Source organism: Streptomyces sp. CB00455, from assembly GCF_001905445.1.
Lineage (GTDB): Bacteria > Actinomycetota > Actinomycetes > Streptomycetales > Streptomycetaceae > Streptomyces.
Genome location: NZ_LIVQ01000001.1, coordinates 58,085 through 74,598, shown reverse-complemented (window position 1 = coordinate 74,598; position 16,514 = coordinate 58,085). Strand labels below are relative to the sequence as shown.

General features: G+C 69.9%; 14 protein-coding genes and 2 pseudogenes. 6 read left to right on the top strand and 10 right to left on the bottom strand.

Features of this window, described 5'->3' with window-relative positions:
* Positions 1 to 19: 19 nt before the first annotated feature.
* The 3 genes from AMK16_RS00345 to AMK16_RS35645 all read right to left on the bottom strand — a co-directional run bounded on the left by AMK16_RS00345 (position 20) and on the right by AMK16_RS35645 (position 2,499).
* Positions 20 to 448 carry a VOC family protein gene (locus AMK16_RS00345; protein WP_073907015.1) on the bottom strand — a complete coding sequence of 143 codons (429 nt, stop codon included), beginning with the start codon at positions 446 to 448 and terminating at the stop codon, positions 20 to 22.
* Positions 449 to 639: 191 nt separating this feature from the next.
* A complete protein-coding gene (locus AMK16_RS00340) occupies positions 640 to 2,091 on the bottom strand; it encodes a hypothetical protein (RefSeq protein ID WP_143196767.1) in 1,452 nt (483 codons plus the stop codon).
* A 45-nt stretch (positions 2,092 to 2,136) separates the two neighbouring features.
* Positions 2,137 to 2,499 (bottom strand): hypothetical protein, encoded by a 363-nt coding sequence (locus AMK16_RS35645; RefSeq protein WP_143196766.1) that lies wholly within the window; start codon positions 2,497 to 2,499, stop codon positions 2,137 to 2,139.
* A gap of 127 nt (positions 2,500 to 2,626) precedes the next feature.
* Between AMK16_RS35645 and AMK16_RS00330 the strand changes: the two genes are divergently transcribed.
* Complete coding sequence (locus tag AMK16_RS00330) at positions 2,627 to 3,235, top strand: NAD(P)-dependent oxidoreductase (RefSeq protein WP_073907010.1); 609 nt, start codon at positions 2,627 to 2,629, stop codon at positions 3,233 to 3,235.
* Between the two features lie 34 nt (positions 3,236 to 3,269).
* On the opposite strand, the gene AMK16_RS00325 is transcribed toward AMK16_RS00330, so the two are convergent.
* Positions 3,270 to 4,169, bottom strand: coding sequence for a LysR family transcriptional regulator (locus AMK16_RS00325; protein ID WP_073907007.1), 900 nt, complete (start codon positions 4,167 to 4,169; stop codon positions 3,270 to 3,272).
* A gap of 55 nt (positions 4,170 to 4,224) precedes the next feature.
* Between AMK16_RS00325 and AMK16_RS00320 the strand changes: the two genes are divergently transcribed.
* From AMK16_RS00320 to AMK16_RS38450, 5 genes and pseudogenes are all read left to right on the top strand, one after another.
* Positions 4,225 to 5,004 (top strand): inositol monophosphatase family protein, encoded by a 780-nt coding sequence (locus tag AMK16_RS00320; RefSeq protein WP_073907005.1) that lies wholly within the window; start codon positions 4,225 to 4,227, stop codon positions 5,002 to 5,004.
* Positions 5,005 to 5,439: 435 nt separating this feature from the next.
* On the top strand, positions 5,440 to 6,651 hold the full coding sequence (locus AMK16_RS00315) for an alpha/beta hydrolase family protein (protein WP_073907003.1): 1,212 nt from the start codon (positions 5,440 to 5,442) through the stop codon (positions 6,649 to 6,651).
* A gap of 51 nt (positions 6,652 to 6,702) precedes the next feature.
* Positions 6,703 to 6,821 (top strand): annotated as a pseudogene (locus AMK16_RS38455) (IS630 family transposase); the annotation flags it as partial.
* Between the two features lie 373 nt (positions 6,822 to 7,194).
* Positions 7,195 to 8,640, top strand: a complete 1,446-nt coding sequence (locus AMK16_RS00305; RefSeq protein WP_242438485.1) for a non-reducing end alpha-L-arabinofuranosidase family hydrolase — start codon at positions 7,195 to 7,197, stop codon at positions 8,638 to 8,640.
* A gap of 229 nt (positions 8,641 to 8,869) precedes the next feature.
* A pseudogene (locus AMK16_RS38450) lies at positions 8,870 to 8,989 on the top strand (IS630 family transposase); the annotation flags it as partial.
* A 252-nt stretch (positions 8,990 to 9,241) separates the two neighbouring features.
* Here the strand turns inward: AMK16_RS38450 and AMK16_RS00300 are convergent.
* The 6 genes from AMK16_RS00300 to fxlM all read right to left on the bottom strand — a co-directional run bounded on the left by AMK16_RS00300 (position 9,242) and on the right by fxlM (position 16,272).
* Positions 9,242 to 10,156: an NADP-dependent oxidoreductase gene (locus tag AMK16_RS00300; RefSeq protein ID WP_073906998.1), complete on the bottom strand. Its 915-nt coding sequence runs from the start codon at positions 10,154 to 10,156 to the stop codon at positions 9,242 to 9,244.
* 140 nt (positions 10,157 to 10,296) lie between these two features.
* Positions 10,297 to 10,827, bottom strand: a complete 531-nt coding sequence (locus AMK16_RS00295) for an SRPBCC family protein (protein ID WP_073906996.1) — start codon at positions 10,825 to 10,827, stop codon at positions 10,297 to 10,299.
* Between the two features lie 206 nt (positions 10,828 to 11,033).
* A complete protein-coding gene (locus AMK16_RS00290) occupies positions 11,034 to 11,861 on the bottom strand; it encodes a helix-turn-helix transcriptional regulator (protein ID WP_073906993.1) in 828 nt (275 codons plus the stop codon).
* A gap of 427 nt (positions 11,862 to 12,288) precedes the next feature.
* Positions 12,289 to 12,849: a nitroreductase family protein gene (locus AMK16_RS00285; RefSeq protein WP_073906991.1), complete on the bottom strand. Its 561-nt coding sequence runs from the start codon at positions 12,847 to 12,849 to the stop codon at positions 12,289 to 12,291.
* A 311-nt stretch (positions 12,850 to 13,160) separates the two neighbouring features.
* Positions 13,161 to 13,964 (bottom strand): PIG-L deacetylase family protein, encoded by an 804-nt coding sequence (locus AMK16_RS00280; protein WP_199885318.1) that lies wholly within the window; start codon positions 13,962 to 13,964, stop codon positions 13,161 to 13,163.
* A complete protein-coding gene (gene fxlM / locus AMK16_RS00275) occupies positions 13,957 to 16,272 on the bottom strand; it encodes a methyltransferase, FxLD system (protein WP_073906988.1) in 2,316 nt (771 codons plus the stop codon). Before fxlM ends, AMK16_RS00280 begins: the two co-directional genes overlap by 8 nt.
* Between the last annotated feature and the right edge of the window lie 242 nt (positions 16,273 to 16,514).

Here is a 16,514-nt window from a genome sequence, read left to right as displayed (position 1 = left end):
CCGGCGGCCCGGAGGCCGTTCAATCGAGACAGAACTCGTTGCCCTCGATGTCCTGCATCGGGATGCACGCATCATGGCCGTCATACAGCGTCTGCACGTGCACCGCGCCGAGCGGGACCAGTCGTGCGCACTCGGCCTCAAGTGCGGCGAGGCGTTCTTCCCCCACGAGTCCGGTGCCGACCCGCACGTCAAGATGCAGTCGGTTCTTGGCGGCCTTCCCTTCGGGGACGCGCTGGAAGTACAGTCGCGGTCCCACACCTGAGGGATCAATACAGGCAAACCATGCGTCCTGCTGCTCAGGCGGCAACGAGTGCTTGAAATCGTCCCAAGTGGCAAACCCTTCCGGTGGCGGCGGGACGACGTACCCCAACACCTCGCACCAGCAGCGAGCGAGACGCTCAGGTTCCGCGCAGTCGAAGGTGACTTGGAACTTCTTGACCGATGACATCGGCGCACCCTACCAAAGGGGGTCAACTGCTCGTTCCCCGGGGGGATTCCGAGGCCGTCGAGAGGCCGCTCCCCGCCCCGCCGAGCCCGGAGCCGGCCCGGACACCCGGCCGCGAGCACGGCGCGTTGGCGCGTCGTATATGCCCTTCGGGTGTTCCAGGGGGTGGGTGCGGCCCACCGAAGTCGCAGCCGCTACGGACGGGCCAGGACGTCACTCAGCCGGTGCGCGTAGATCACCCGTCCGCACGGAGAGCCTGCGTCGGTGCAGCCCGCCGTACCGTCCGCGCGGTGCTCCGTCAGCGACCAGAGGTACTGGGTGCCGCCGCCCAACACGCCCTGGCCGTGCTCGATGTACAGGTCCTCGGGGCCCACGGCGTTGGAGATGTTGTTCCCGTAGTCCACCAGACGTCCGCCGGTGACGGTGGCCCGGCGCAGGCTTCCGCTGTGGTCGAGGTAGCTGCGGTTGAAGTAGTACATGCCGTTGTACCGGGCGGCGCCTTGGGTCAGATCCCGCGGCAGGTAGAACGCCGAAGTCGCGGTGACCGTCCCGGTGGTCGTTTTGAGCAGGCCCGTGGCGTCATCGACGGGAAGCGCCCCGACGCGCCCCTTCTGCGGGTTGGCGGTGTCCGAATTGCAGTACTCGCCCATGATCAGTGCCGGAGCCGCGACGGCACTGCGGTCGATGGAGATGTACGAAGCCTTGGGGGCGCCCGTGGCTACGCAGGTCCCCGCCGCGGAGTTGCCCTGGGCGGCGACGAACTTGTATGACGCCACCTGCGGCATCACGTACCGGTAGGTGTGGCTGTAATAGACGTTGCTCTGGCGGCCGATCTTGCTCTCGTCCGTGACGTTGCTCTTCAGGCCGTCGAGCGTGGTGTCGTCCACCGAGGCGTTCTGGTCGGGGTTGAGATCCAGGATGGAGCGCATGTCGAAGACCCGCAGACCGTTCATCGTGTCCGCGACGTAGAGGTAGTTCTTGTACCAGGCGATGCCTCCGGCGTGGAGGTCGATCGCCTTGTAGGAGGCGTGGCCGTAGGAATTGAAGTAGGGCTCGGCCAGCAGTACATGGCGGTAGCGGCGACCGTCGGGGGCACCTGTCACCGGCGTGTCCGGGTCCAGGAAGGACAGTCGGACGCCCTTGTCGGGGCAGGTGCCGGGATCCGTCGCGCACAGGCCGGCGCTCGCCTTGTCGTACCAGGCGGTGACCAGCGGCTTGCGACTTCCCCACAGCTCGTCGGCCTGGGCGTCCGAAACACCCGTGATGCCCTGCGGGATCCATTCTTCGGTGTCGGCGTCGCCCCCGTCCCAGCAGAGCTTCCTGGCCGCAGTGAGTACCGCGCCGTCGTCACCCGTGCCGAAGGGGTCCGCGGTGCACGACGCGCCGGTCCTCGCGATCCGGTTGCCCTGGTCGAGCAGAGGCTGGACTCCATGCGTGGGCAAAGCTGCCTTCAGAGCGGCCACCTCGCCGCTCAGGTCCGGCCCGGACTTGAGGTTGAAAGAGGACGCGGTGGCCGGGTCTCCCGGAGCCGCGGCGCTTGCCGGGGTGCCGAGTACCGGTATGGCGAGGACCGCCACCGCGAGCGCGGCGACCCAGCCGGTATGCCGGAAGGAAGGGGACGTACGGGGCTGATGTGGCGTCAACACGTTGTGGCCTTCGCGCAGGTGGAGTGAGATGAGTGCAGCGCGAGATCATTTCAGCCCGCCCGCGGCCACGTCCAGGAGGACGACCGGAATCAGATCTTGCACCCCGAGAAGAGCTGTTTCCGCCCGTCCGGGCGGCTGGAACTCGTAACACGATGACGCGGCCGGTTCGTTGAGGCGTCGCCAGCGGATGAGGCCGCAGGTGAGGGAGACGAACGCGTCGTGGAGCTCGGTACGGCGCTCCCGGCGGATGGCTGAAGCCTTTTCCGACGTCACCCCGAGGGGTGGTGATGGACGCTGACAACCGGGTTCGACTGCTCTGGGTCTCGGCGGCCCGGCCCGGGCGGCCTCCGAGATCACACCGCCTGCCGACACGATCAGCGAATTCCCGTGGCAGATATCGGTGTTCATCCCGCATGCCCCACAGGTGCCCACGCAGTGGGCTCCGCCCCCCGTCCGGCTCAATTGCGTCTGGGTAACTTATCAAGTCAGATACATGCACTTGATGTTAAGGGATGGGTTCCCTAGCGTTCTCGGCATGAACCTCACCGTCCTCGCGGCATCCGGCCAGACCGGAATCGCCCTCACCCGACAGGCCCTGCGACGTGGCCACACCGTGACCGCCATCGCGCGTGATCCCAAGCGGATCGCCCTGCCCGACTCCCCGAACCTGCGCAAAGTGGCGGGCGACGTGAACGACGCCGCCGGTATCGCCGCCGTCGTGGACGGGGATTCCGTGGTCCTCTCCGCGCTCGGCACGGACCGGGCCGGGACACTCCTGACCGGCGCCCGGGCCGTCGTCGCCGCCGGCCCGCGGCGCGTCATCTGGCTCGGTGCCTACGGCACGGGCCAGTCGGCCGAAGTGGCGGGAGAGGCCGCGGGCATGCTCGCCAAGGTGCTGGGCGACCGGCTCGCGGACAAGGTCGCAGCCGACAACACCGTTCTCGCGGCCGGAGGCACCGTCTTCCACGCCGGGATGCTCACCGACGGGCTGGAAAGCCCCCGTCGGCGCACGGTCGGCCTGGAGGCCGCGCCTCCCTTGGACCTCGCGGCGAAGGTCAGCCGGGAAACCGTCGCGGCGGCGATGCTCGACGAAGCCGAGGCGCCTGGCTTTCCCGGAGCCGTGGCCCTGCCACTGGCGGAATAGGCGAAGTGGTCGGCAGGCGGCGTGGGCGCAGGGGTCAGCAGGCGGTGATCTCCTCGAGCGACGCCCGGACCTGCTCACGCAGCCAGGCGTGGGCGGGGTCGGAATCGTAGCGCTGGTGCCAGTTGCAGTTGATCGTCGCCGCCGGGGACTCGATCGGCAGGGGCAGGGCGAGGAGCCCGAACGCCTCGATGAGCGGCCGACCGAGGAGCGCCGTGCAGGTGACCAGCGCATCGCCACGGGCGGCGATCTGCAGGGCGGTGGACACCGTCGCCACCGCCGCGACCACCCGGCGCCGCAGGCCCTCGGCGGCCAGCACGTCGTCGATCGGCGCGGTGAGGCGGCCACGCCGGGAGATCACCACATGCGGCTGCGCCGCGTAGGAGGCCAGGTCGAGTCCGGCGGCACAAGGGTGGTCCGCGCGCATCGCCACGACGAGCCGATCGTCACCGAGCGGCTCGGACCGGAACTCGGGCAGACTGGGCCTGCCGCCGCCGAGTTCCAGATCCACACGGCCGTGTCGCAGGTCGTCGGTGTCGACGGGGTTCTCCGCCAGCACCCGCAGCTGCACCCCGCCCGCCCGCTGCTGGATCCTCCCGACCAGTACCGGTACCAGTGCCGCGGCCACCGCGTCGTGACACTGGATCGTGAAGGTGCGCTGCATCCCGGCCAGATCCAGCTCACGGACCGGGGAGAGCACTTCGTGTGCTTGCCTGACCAGACGGTGAACGTCCTCCCGGACCGACACCGCGTACGGGGTGGGAGCCATCGAGTGGCCGGTGCGCACCAGGATGTCGTCCCCGGTGACGGCGCGAAGCCGGCCCAGCGTGCGGCTGACCGCAGGCGAAGACAGGTGCAGCCGCTCGGCCGCGCCCATCACACTGCCCTCTTCGAGCAGGGCGTCCAGCACGGTCAGCAGATTCAAGTCCAATTGCATACAAGTAAATCCTCACAAGACACAGATCCACTTCAATCAACTCCAGGAGCATCCCATGAGCCAGGAACTGCTTGCCGCCACCGTCGCCGCCGTCCGCCGCGCAGGCGCCCGGATGATGACGCGCTATTCCACCGAGTCCCGCCAATCCGCGCTCCCCGAACTGCTCGCGAGCCTCCAGGCCAATGACGCAGCCGTCGTCGACACGTTGCGCCCCGCGCTGACCGAGGCTCTGCCGGACGCGGTCTGGCTGGACGACGAGCACGGATCGGGAGCACTGGCCACGGGCGAGTGGTGGCTCATCGACCCGGTCGGCGGCAACGTCAACGCCGTGCACGGCATGCCCGACTGGAACATCGGCGTGAGCCTCGTCCGTGACGGCCGCCCGGTGCTGGCGGTGGTCTACTTCCCGGTCCTCGACGAGATGTTCACCGCGACCGAGGGCGGCGGGGCATTCCTCAACGGTGTACGGCTGCGGGTTTCGGCCAAGACGTCGCTGGACAGCGCATTGACCGGGACCGGCCAGGCCCAGCCCGGCCACGACCCCGAGCTCGCGCAGCGGATGGGCTCCGCCTTCACCGCGATGACAAACGCCGCCCTTCATGTGCGGGTCTCCGTACCGGTGACCCACCAGCTCGCCCAGGTCGCCGCGGGCCGCATGGACCTCCACTGGCAGTTCGACAACGTCCGGTCCCACGCGGCAGGTGTGCTGCTGGTCCAGGAGGCCGGAGGAGTCGTGACCGACATCGAGGGCAAACCGTGGGAACTGGCCTGCGAGAGCTACCTCGCCGCCGCGCCGGGTGTGCACGCCGCCGCGCTGCAAGTCCTCACCGCCTGAGGGAAGTACCGGCCGAGGGCAGTCAGGATCCGTCTTCCTCCTCATCACCCCACGATCGGGAGCATCACGAATGACGACCACCGTGCCGCCCGCGCCTTGCCCAGCTGACCGAGATCATGGCTTACGTCGACTTCGCGACCAGCGCGTCGAGGTCCGCGCGGGAGGCCTTGCGCCTCGGTTCTTTCCCGGGTGGCGTGGCGGGAGCGGGACCGGTTGATCCAGCTGGACCGCGAGCCCGAGGTGATCGGGATGGCCTCGCAACCGGACGGCGCCGCCGACCGCATCGGCCCCCGGGTGTAAACCCGTGGGCCGATGACCGCGCGAGTGATCAACCGGTGGGCCGATGCTGCGCAGGAGGGGCACGTGACAGCGTTCCCCTGTGCCCACGGACGTACCGTCGCGGCACGCTTGACGATCCGCCACCAGGGAGAGCCCATGACCGCCACCCCCTTCATCAGCCGTAAGGGCATGACGCGCCGCCGCATACTGGGAGCCGCGCTGGCCGCCGTGCCGCTTGCCGCCGTGGCCGGCCCCGCGTGGGCCGACCGGGCCGCGGCCGCCCCCGCCGCGACGCGCCTCACGCTGCCCGTGCCGACCGGGCCGCACCCGCTGGGCACGGTCCAGCTGCACCTCGTCGACCGGTCGCGTCCGGACGACATCGCGGGCCCCGGGCACTTCCGCGAACTGATGGCAACCGTCTGGTACCCCGCCCGGGACGTCGAGGGGTATCCGGTGGCACCCTGGATGCCGGACGGCGCATTTCAGGCGTTCCTCGCCGACGTGGGGTTCAGCGCTCTGGCCTCCCGGGGGCCGCTCACTGCCGGCCACGTGGGCGCTCCGGTACGGCGGTCGGGCCGAGGGCTGCCCGTCGTGGTGTTCTCCCACGGCGCGGGCAGCCACCAGGGCGACCACACCGTCATGGTCCAGGAGCTCGCCAGCCACGGATACGCGGTGGTGACGGTAGCCCACCAGTACGACACGTACACCGAGTTCCCCAACGGCCGGGTCGCCGTCCCGCTCCGTGACGGGCAGGCGCCGACACTGCCCGGGGACTTCGCCGCTGACCTGCGCTTCGTCCTCGACTGCGTCGAGCAGCTCGCCGCCGGGTGCAATCCGGACGTCGACCAGCGGGGGCTGCCGGCCGGGCTGCTCGGCTCCCTCGACCCGAGGCGCCTGGGCGCGTTCGGATGGTCGAAGGGCGGGACGGCCACCGCCTGCGCCACGCTCGCGGACGAGCGCATCCGGGCCGGGCTGAGCCTCGACGGGCCGATGCAGATGAACCCGCCACTGACCGGCGACTTGGACCGGCCGTTCATGATGATGTCCGCCGCGTTCACCCGGGCCACGGATCCCGAGGCCGCCGCATTCTGGTCGCACCTGAGGGGCTGGCGGCTGAACATTCAGGCCGAGGGCGCCGACCACGTCTCGTACGGTGACAACGAGGCGCTGTTCCCCCAGGTGGCGAAGCTGTTCGGATGGAGCGCGCAGAAGCTCCAGGAGGTGATCGGCACCCTCGATCCCGATCAGGCGGTGAAGATCCAGCAGGCGTACCCCCTCGCGTTCTTCGACAAGCACCTGCGCCACCGTCGGGGGGAACTGCTCGACGGGCCGTCCCCAGCCTTCCCGGCAGTGACGCTCCTCCCCTGAGTACGCGGGACCGCAGCGCCTCGGCCCCTCGCAGGCCCTGGGGGAGCGGGGCGACTGGGCCGTGCCTGGCGCGAGGGCGGCATGGAGGCCTTGCGTTCCACAGGCCCGGCCAACTCCCCGACCGTTACTGATCCCAGTTCGCCGTGCTCGAAGCGGAACTCGGCAAGGGGTAACGGCTGCCCGCGCCGAAAAGTGTGAGCGCTCACATCAGTGGTCGTCAACAACGCTGACAGGATCGGCTTCTGATGACGTTTCAGTAACGGTCAGCTTGCGGCACGGTACTTGACGGCCACTCATGTCCCATGGTTTCGTCCCCGCAACACGCCGAACGTTCGACCCAAGTTGTTAGCGCTAACAAAGCGCCGGAGACCCGGTGCTCCCACCCCGCAGGGGTCACGTCTTGCCGCCGCCTCGGACATGCCGCGCCCGGTTCGCACGCACCGAGAAGGACCGACCCCCGCCCGAGTCGCCCCCAGGAGGATGCAGATGAACGCTCTCGGTACAGCTCCACGAACCTCGACACGGCGAGGATGGCTGCCGCGGATGGCCGCCCTGCTCTCGATGGTCTTCGTGGCCGGCTTCCTGGCGATGGTGAACCCGTCATCCGCCTCGGCTGCCTCGGTCGACACAGGCAAGTGGTACGTGCTGGTGAACCGCAACAGCGGCAAGGCGCTGGACGACTACAACTTCGCCACCGCCGACGGTTCGCCCCTCGTCCAGTGGACCCGCTCCGGCAACGAAGCCCAGCAGTGGCGCTTCCTGGACTCCGGCAGCGGCTACTACCGCCTGCAGAACCGTAACTCCGGCAAGGTCCTGGACGACTACAACTGGTCCTCGGCCGACGGCGCCGACGTCGTCCAGTGGCGCGACCTCAACGCGACCAACCAGCAGTTCCGCCTCGCCGACTCCGCCGGCGGCTACGTCCGCCTCCTGAACCGCCACAGCAGCAAGGCCCTCGAGGTCCAGAGCGCCTCCACCGCCGACGGCGGCAAGATCGTCCAGTACGCCGACTGGGGCGGCAGCAACCAGCAGTGGCAGCTCGTCCCCGTCGCCGACGTCGGCACCGGCCCGTGCGCTCTTCCGTCGACCTACCGCTGGACATCGACGGGTCCGCTGGCGGAGCCGGCGAACGGGCAGGTCGCGTTGAAGGACTTCAGCACCACCACGTACAACGGCAAGCACCTGGTCTACGGCACGACCTCCAACGGGACGTCGTGGGGCTCGACGGGGTTCAGTCCCTTCACGAACTGGTCGGACATGGCGACGGCCACCCAGACCAAAATGAACGATCCCGCGGTGGCGCCCGAAGTGTTCTACTTCGCGCCCAAGAACGTCTGGGTGATGGTGTCCCAGTGGAGTCAGTGGCCGCTCTACTACCGCACGTCCAGCGACCCCACCAACCCCAACGGCTGGTCCGCCTCGCAGCCGCTGTTCACCGGCAGCCTCCCCGCCGGCCCCCAGGGCCAGAAGGACGCCCCGATCGACCCGACCATGATCGCCGATGACCAGAACATGTACCTGTTCTTCGCCGCTGACAACGGAAAGATCTACCGGGCCAGCATGCCGCTCGGGAACTTCCCCAGCAGCTTCGGCTCCTCGTACACGACGGTCATGAGCGACACGACGGACCTTCTGTTCGAGGCGCCGGAGGTCTACAAGGTCCAGGGCCAGAACCAGTACCTCATGATCGTTGAGGCGCAGGGTACGAACCGCTACTTCCGCTCGTTCACCGCCTCCAGCCTGAACGGTCCGTGGACCGTCCAGGCCGGCAGCGAGAGCAGCCCCTTCGCGGGCCAGGCCAACAGCGGTTCCACCTGGGCCAAGGGCGTCAGCCACGGTGACCTGGTCCGCAACAACCCCGACCAGACCAAGACCATCGATCCCTGCAACCTGCAGTTCCTCTACCAGGGCCTCCCCACCAACACACCGGCGGGCACCGACTACCCGAGCCTGCCGTACCGGCCGGGCCTGCTCACTCTGCAGCGCTGACCCGCCTGATCCACGGTGATCGCGACGGGGTGCGGTGCGCCGACGCGTAGACGAGCTGTCTAAGGCGTAGACAGCTGCACCTGCTGACCGATACTCACCGCACCGAGGAACCCCAGCCGCGCATCGGCTGGGGTTCTTCATCCTGTGTGCAGGCGGTCTCAGGGCCGCGGCTGGGGAGCCTGGACTGTCTGTCGTGACGGACCTCTCTTGTGCTCCTCGCCCGCGAGGCCTTCAGGCCGGTCCCCGGTTTGAGGCCGGTGAGAGGACTGGGGTGATCGCCCGTGACCTTCGGGTCAGCGAGCGGTCGATCGAGCGTGGGCGGCCCGCCTGGCGGGCCTGGCGGGAAGGGCTGCGAGGACGCACTGCGCTACTCGCTCCAGCGCGTGGCAGCCTGAACTCGACCGGTGGTGCTGTGAGTGTGTGCGTGCGACCGCGCATCATGTGAAGCGGGCGTTCACCATCGGTGGGGGAGGGGCACAGGGGGGACGTGGGCCGAGCAGGGGAGGGCGGGGGCCGCACCCGAGGTATCCGCATATCGCGTGGATACCGTCTGACTGGAGAGGGAGATGACCGGCTGGTTGCAGGCCCCCGCGGGAGGAGGTCAGCCGACGGTGAGGACGAGCTTTCCGCGGCTGTGGCCGGCGTCGCTGGCCTGCTGGGCCTTGGCCGCGTCGGCGAGCGGGTAGGTCGCGCCGACCGTGATCGCCAATGTGCCGTCGGCGGCCTGCCGGGCCAGTTCGGCCAGCCGGGCGGCCGAGCGCCGCGCCGGGCCCTCGGCGAAGACGACACCGAGTTCGCGGGCGCGGAAGTCGGCGGTGGTGACGATCCGGTCGGTGCCGCCGCGCAGGGTGATGGAGTCCTCCAGCGCGCCCTTGCCCGCGGCGTCGAGCACCGCGTCCACGCCGTCGGGGGCGAGCGCACGCACCCGCTCGACCAGACCCTCTCCATAGACCAGCGCGGTGGCGCCGAGCGAGGTCACGTACTCCTGGTTGGCCGGACCGGCGGTGCCGATGACGCGGGCGCCGCGGGCGACGGCGAGCTGGACAGCGACGGTGCCGAGCGCGCCGGACGCGCCGTGGATCAGCAGGGTCTCGCCGGCCTTGACGCCGAGCAGGTCCAGGACCCGGTCGGCGCCGTCACCCGCCACCGGCAGGGCGGCCGCGTGCGTCCAGTCCAGACCGGCCGGCTTGAGGGCGAGAACGGCCGCACTGGCGAGCGCGTACTGGGCGTAGGCGCCGGTGTCGGACCAGCCCAGTACCTCGTCGCCCACCTGCAACTGTTCGACGCCCTCGCCGACGGCGTCGACGATCCCGGCGATCTCACCACCGGGGACGGCGGGCAGGGTGGTGGGAAAAATGGCTTCCATGATCCCGGAGCGGATCTTTCCGTCCACCGGGTTGACGCCGACAGCCTGTACACGCACGCGGACCTGGCCGGAGCCGGGCTCGGGGACCTCGGTCTGCGCCTCGTGCAGGACCTCGGTGCCGCCGAACGTGTCGAAAACGATGGCCTTCATGACTGTGTCTCTTTCGGTAAGTTGATCCGGGGAAACCAATGAGGTGGCCGACCACCAAAATCGTGCCGCCGATCATGTGGCCAGCCACATGTCTGTTGGATGGGCTCGTCCGCGGGCTGGAGCCGCGGAACTTCGGGCCGTCACCCGGCCCGGAGCTGCACCTGCGCGCTGTTGTCCTGTGTTTCGATGACGTGGACGCACCGGTCGAGGGCGGCCACCATGTAGCGGCGCCAGAGCGGGGTGAAGGGACCGGCGAGTATCCAGCGGCGGCCGGGCAGCGGCTTGAACTCGTAGGTCCAGCGAATGAGTGTGCCGTCACCGTCGGGGTTGACGTTGAACTCGCCCCGAACACCGCCCGCGAGGCGGGAGAGGACGTTGGTGAAGCCGGTCAGCTGGTAGGCGAAGCTGGAGCCCGGTACGTATTCGGTGAGTTCTTCGTCGGCCTGGGAGCCGTCGTCGAACTGCGGGTTTCTTCGCGGGCCCGCGTGGTCCCAGGCCTCGGTCTGGTTCTTCACGCTGCTGATGCCGGGGAACGGGGCCACCGGGCGGAAGACGGTAGGGAGGTCGATGGGTACCAGGATGCGGAAGGCGTCCTGGGGTGCCGTGCGGGTCCGCTGCTGGACGGTGATGGTGACGGTCTTGTCGGATGGGCCGATGAGGAGTGTGGTCATGATTCAGCTCTCTGTGGTGCGGAGGGTGGGTAGTCGGTGTAGCCGCGGTGGTCGCCGCCATAGAAGGTGACCGGTGTAGGCGGGAGGCAGACCGGTCGCGTCGTCGAGGCGGGCGGGGGCGGCCGTGCCCGGAAGTTCCTGGTGTGGCGGGCAAGGCTTCGCCGTAGGACGGTTCAGGAGACCTGGTGAGAGGCCGGCGACTGCCGCTAGGGACCGACAGCGGCCAGGAGCCGGAGCTTGCCCTGGCTCGGGGAACCGGGCACGGCGGTGAAGACCAGCAGCTGCTGACACTGCTCGGGATCCACCAGCATCTCGGAGTAGAGCTCCAATTCCCCCAGCTCGGGGTGCAAGTAACGCTTGAGGTCGTGGTGATGGGTCACCCCCACCTCGTGCAACCGCCAGATCTCCGCGAACTCCGAACTGACCTCGAGCAGAGCCGCGACGATCTCACCGGCCTTCCCCGTGGGGTCCGCCGTGTAGGCGTCCCGGATCTCCGCGGCGAAAACCCTGCCCCGCAGCGAGTGATCCTCCACCGGGTACAGGCCGCGGACCTGCGGGTCATGGGTGAACCAGCGGTAGACCAGGTACCGGGACAGACCCGCATACCGGGTGAAGTCGCCGAGCAGCGCAACCGCCGGACGCGTCTGCAGCAACGCCTCACCGAACCGTGACAGCACGATGGCGGGCACGTCCGAGAGGCTGGAAATGATTCGCATCATCGTAGGACCGACATGGTCATCACGTACGATCCGCCGGGGCGCCGGGATCCCGCCGAGGACGAAGAGATGGTCACGCTCGCTCAGGCTGAGCCGCAACGCCCGGGCCAGCGCGACGAGCATCCGCTCCGAGGGCGCTGGACCGCGCTGCTGCTCGATCCGGCTGTAGTAGTCGGCCGACATACCGGCCAGCGCCGCCACCTCCTCGCGCCGCAACCCACCGGTGCGGCGCCGCTGCCCACGAGGAAGCCCGACATCCTCCGGCTGCAACACCTCACGACGCGCGCGAAGAAAACCTGCCAGCAACGCCCGGTCCATCGTCCGACCTCCCCTGTTCGACACACCAATCCTGGCGCGAATCGAAAATTGGATGAAGGCCGACTTTAACCGCGGACAAGTTGTCCCTGGCTGGGCTTCAGCCGGCTCGCCGGGGCCTGCGCATCTGCCTGTCGGACGGGTACCGCCCCCAACACCCGGACCACTGGCACATACGTCCTGTCCGGGTACAGCTCAGGGTCGCTGGCGGGCAGCTGGGCTGAGACGTCGGGAAGGCCGGCCGCGAAGGCTTCAGCCTCCCTGACTACGCGGCGGAAGAACAGAGCCCGGCGGAACCCACCTCGGCCGACGCCTTCACCAGCCCGGTCTGCGAGTCAGCCAGGCGGGCCCCGCGCATACGACCTGGTGGGGGGCTGGATGCCCCGGTCGATCGCCTCCCAGAGGTCCAAGGCGAGCACCTGCTCGCCTGTTATTCCGCCGGTGACCAGGGAGCGGAGCGCAAGTGCGCGACGCTGCGCCGGTCACGGCCCTCCGGAGGTCCGCCAGCCGCCTTGCCCACCGCGACCATGGAGACGATCACCCAGCCTGGGTTCGGGTCGAGCTCCTTGGTGAGACCCTCTTGGTCGAAGGCCCGGAATTGGTGCGCGGCCAGTCCCATGGCCTGGGCCTGAACAGTCATGTGGGCGACGGCCTGGCCGAGGTCGTGGTCCGCGAACTCGGAGTAGAGCAACTGCGTGTCACCGACGTACCGGCGTGTCAGTGTGACGACGAGCAGGCCCGCATCCGTCGCCCAGCGGGCCGAGCTCGGCGCAAGGTAAGGAAGCACCCGGTCGTGCTCCGGCTCACCGGGCCTGCCGATGAAGAAGCCCCACGGCTGGGAGTTCCCCGCCGACGGTGCCCACCGCGCGGCTTCCATCAGCAGCCCGAGGGCGCGGTCGTCGACAACCGCCGACGGATCGAACCGGTAGGGGCTGAAGCGCCCGGCAAGCAGTGGGTGTATGCCGCTGGGCGGCTCCTGAGGATGGTGCATGTTCCGCTGCAACCGGCGACCGCAGGTGCGTATTCCGGCCGATGCGAGCGCAGGCGCACCACGCACGCCAGACGATCTACCGGAACGAAGGCCTACGAGGGGGCCGGGCTCTCCGTGTGCCAGGCGTCGACGTCGGCCTGCTGGCACTGCCCGACGGCGCGGCGTCGGCTGGCGAGCCGAGCGAGGAAGGGACCGGCGAGGAGGAGCCCGGCTGGCATCCGGGCAGCTCGCCGGGAGCGGATGTCGTCGTCATGGTTCTCCGATCGAGAACGGACCCGTCGCGGGCCTGGGCAGGGAGGTCGTTGTCGCCATCAGGCGGTGAGCTGGTGGGGGATCCCCGGGACAGGGCCCGGCGTGAGCCGAGTGAAGTACTCGGTCGCGATGATGTCTCGCCGGGTCTCCTCGGGCAGGCGGGCGAGGATGCCGGGCAGTGGCCGTTCGCGGGCGACCTCCCCGCGGTGCGCAAGGATCGCGGCCCATTTCTGCTCCAGCCAGGGGGTGACGTCGACGGTTGTCGTGGCGTACGCGTCCGGGACCGCGAACACGGGTTTGCCGGCAGCCTCAAGGAGTGGTCCGAGATCGCCGACACCGGACTCGGGGTGCGTGGCGCAGTACACGGCGCGCGGTTGCCAGGGCTCGCCGGCCCCAGGGTGAAGGTGCGGGAGCCCCGCGTCCTGAGCGGCGAGAAGTGCGGCCTGGTGGGTGCGGCGGTGGTCCGGGTGACCGGTCAGCTGGCCCAGGGCGTCGTGCGTGACGATGATGTCGGGACGGAACGAGCGGATCTGCTGGACCAGGGTGGCGATCACCTCGTCGAGCGGTGCCTCGACGAGCCGGGGACGGCCGGGAGCCGCCTGCGGGTTGCGGGCATCGCCGTATCCGAGCATGCGAGGTGCGCCCGCGCCGAGCGCCCGCAAGGTGTCGGCGAGTTCGGGAGCCCGCGGGCTGTCGGGCGCCCACGTCATGGTGACGACAGCGAGGCGCGCATGCGCGGCGGCGTGCCGGGCGAGGACACCGCCGGCGAGAAGGCTCTCGTCGTCGGGATGGGCGAACACGCCGAGCAGGGACGGCCAGGTGAAGGACGCCGCCGCAGGGGTCAGCTCGGCGGAGTCAGGCACGCCGTCCGCCTCCGGCCGAGAAGCTCCGTGCGTCGGCGGGGGTTCGGCCCGGCCACTGGAAGACAAGCCGTGCGCTTGGCTTGTCGAGCACGTCGCCGGGCGGCAGCTGGTCGTCGGGCATTGCGGCCGGGTGAACGGTCATCGGCGGATAGCCGCTCTCGCGCACCTCGCGGTCCCAGACGCGCACGCACCCGGCGAAGCGCTCCGCCACCTCCTCGGCTGCTGGGCCGTAGGCGTGGATGAAGAACTCCGTGATGCGGTCGGCCGGCTCCGGGGCATCCTTGACCTTCCGGTGGGTCAGGTAGGCGAGCGAGCCGTCCGCCAGGATCGCGGCCGCGTCCTGCTGCGCCACGAGCGTGGATCCCTTCGGCGCGGTCAGGCGGCAGAACCCCGACAGGGTGGTCGCGGCATAGACCTGCAAGGTCTCGAAGTTGAAGATCCCCTGGACGACGAGACCGGTGGAGCGCTCGTGCCGGGGCCCGCGCAGGGCCTGGTCGAGGCCGGCGGTGTCGCCGGGCGTCCCGTCTTCCCACCGCACCGTGACCTTGCCGTCGGCGAGAGGGACGGCGGGGGCGGTACGGGCGGCGGCACCACGGTCGCGTACGAACCCGCAGTACGTCCAGTGCCCGCAGTGCAGCACGTCGCCGCGCCGGACGAGGGTGAGGGAGCGGGTGTAGCCGCCCATCTCCAGCGGCACGACCAGCCGGGCCCCTTCGGCGAGCTGCTCTCGCCATGCTGGTGCGATGTCGGACGCGTTGTGCGTGATCACGATCCCGTCGAACCCGCCTGCCGGGACGTGGCCTGGCGCGCCGAGTCCGCCGTCGCCGAGGACGGCGGTGACCCGGCCGGTGCCCGCTTCCGCGCACAGCCGCCGCGTTCGGTGCACCACGTACGGGTCGACGTCCACGGTCACCACCTGGCCGCGCTCTCCCAGGACATGGGCCAGGAGCTCCGCGTTGTATCCGCCGGACCCGACTTCCAGCACGGTCATCCCCGGCTCCAGCCGGAGTTGCTCGATCATGTCGGCCTGCAGCCAGGCCGCGGACACGGAGCTGAGCGCGGTCTGGGGTGACTCCCGGACCGTCACCACGGCGAGGTCGTCGTGGTAGGCCGCCTCCAGCCGGGTCTCGGGGACGAACCGGTGGCGGGGCACCTCGCGCAACGCGGCTTGGACCCGCGGCGAGGGTGCCCAGCCCTTGCCGATCACGATGTCGGCCATCCGCTCGCGCAGCCGGACCGCCTCGGCCGGCTCTCCGGGCACCGGCGGGGCGGCGGGGGAGCACGCGTAGGAGTGGACCGGCGGGAGGCCCGGCAGCACCCCGGGCCACACCGCGGTCAGAGCCTGGGCGCTGGGCGCGAAGATCTTCCCAAGGGTCGCCAGGGTGTTCAGGTCGTGGAACTCCCAGCGTACGAAGCGTTGTGGCTCGGGCAGAGCGAGTGCACCGTCCCAGCGGGAGACGCGGACCACGGCGGTGATGCGGCGTACGTCCAGGCGGTCGTCGTGCAGCACGGTGAGGACATGAGCGTCGCCCACGCGCGCCGTCAGCCCGGTCTCCTCGTCCAACTCCCGCACGGCGGCCGCTGGTGCGGCCTCGCCTGTCTCGACGCGGCCGCCGGGCAGCTCCCACATGCCCCGGGTGGAGCGGCCCAGCAGGACCCGGCCGAACGTGTCGGTGACCACCACTGCGGCACCGAAGACGGCCTGCGGCTCGGGCCGCAGCTTCTCCTCCGCGCTGAATGATCCGGCCGGTCCGCGCAGGGCCAGCACCGCCAGGCCCTCCACGTCGAACTGCTCGACGTGATCGAACCCGTCGGTGAGTGCGGCGAGTTCGTTCTCGTCCAAGGCCATGTGGCGCCGCCCTTCCGGTGTGTTCTCCACGATCGGCGTGATGATGACGAGCGCCCCGGCCTCGCGTAGCAGCGCGGTCAGAGCGCGAAGGACACGGGCGCGGTCGCGGATGAACGCGATGGACAGCCGCAGGACGATCAGGTCGTAGCCGTCCTCGGCGAGGGCGGCCAGGTCGTCACGCTCCACGTCCAGGCTCAGCCAGCGCACCGCCTCCACCTCGGCGTGCTCCGAGCGGGCCCGCTCGATCGCGCCCTCGGCGAAGTCCGCTCCGTCGACGGTGTAGCCGAGTGAGGCGAGGTAGACGGACATCTCGCCCGTTCCGCACCCCACGTCTAGCGCGCGGCCGCCCTCGGGGGCCGGGGCATGCTCGACGAGCAGGATCTTCTCCTCGTCCCCGAGCCGCCGGAAGCCCCGCCCGTTGTTGTAGTGATCGGACCAGTCAGCCCGGGTGTATCCCACAGGTCGCTCCTCGTTCGTGAAAGGCGGGGTGGTGGTGCGGTACCAGGGCAGTTCGAAGCGGCCGTACAGGGCGGCCGGCTGCTGGGCCTGCAGCGCCCGGTACGAGCAGAACCCTGAACGTCGCTTCCCCCCTCTTCGGGCCCTTCGAACGAGGTGGCGTCGACCAGAGGCCCGTCCCCGCGTGCGCGTGGAGAAGGGCGAGGGCCTCGTCCTCGAACGCCTGGTGCCGCCCTGCGAACAGG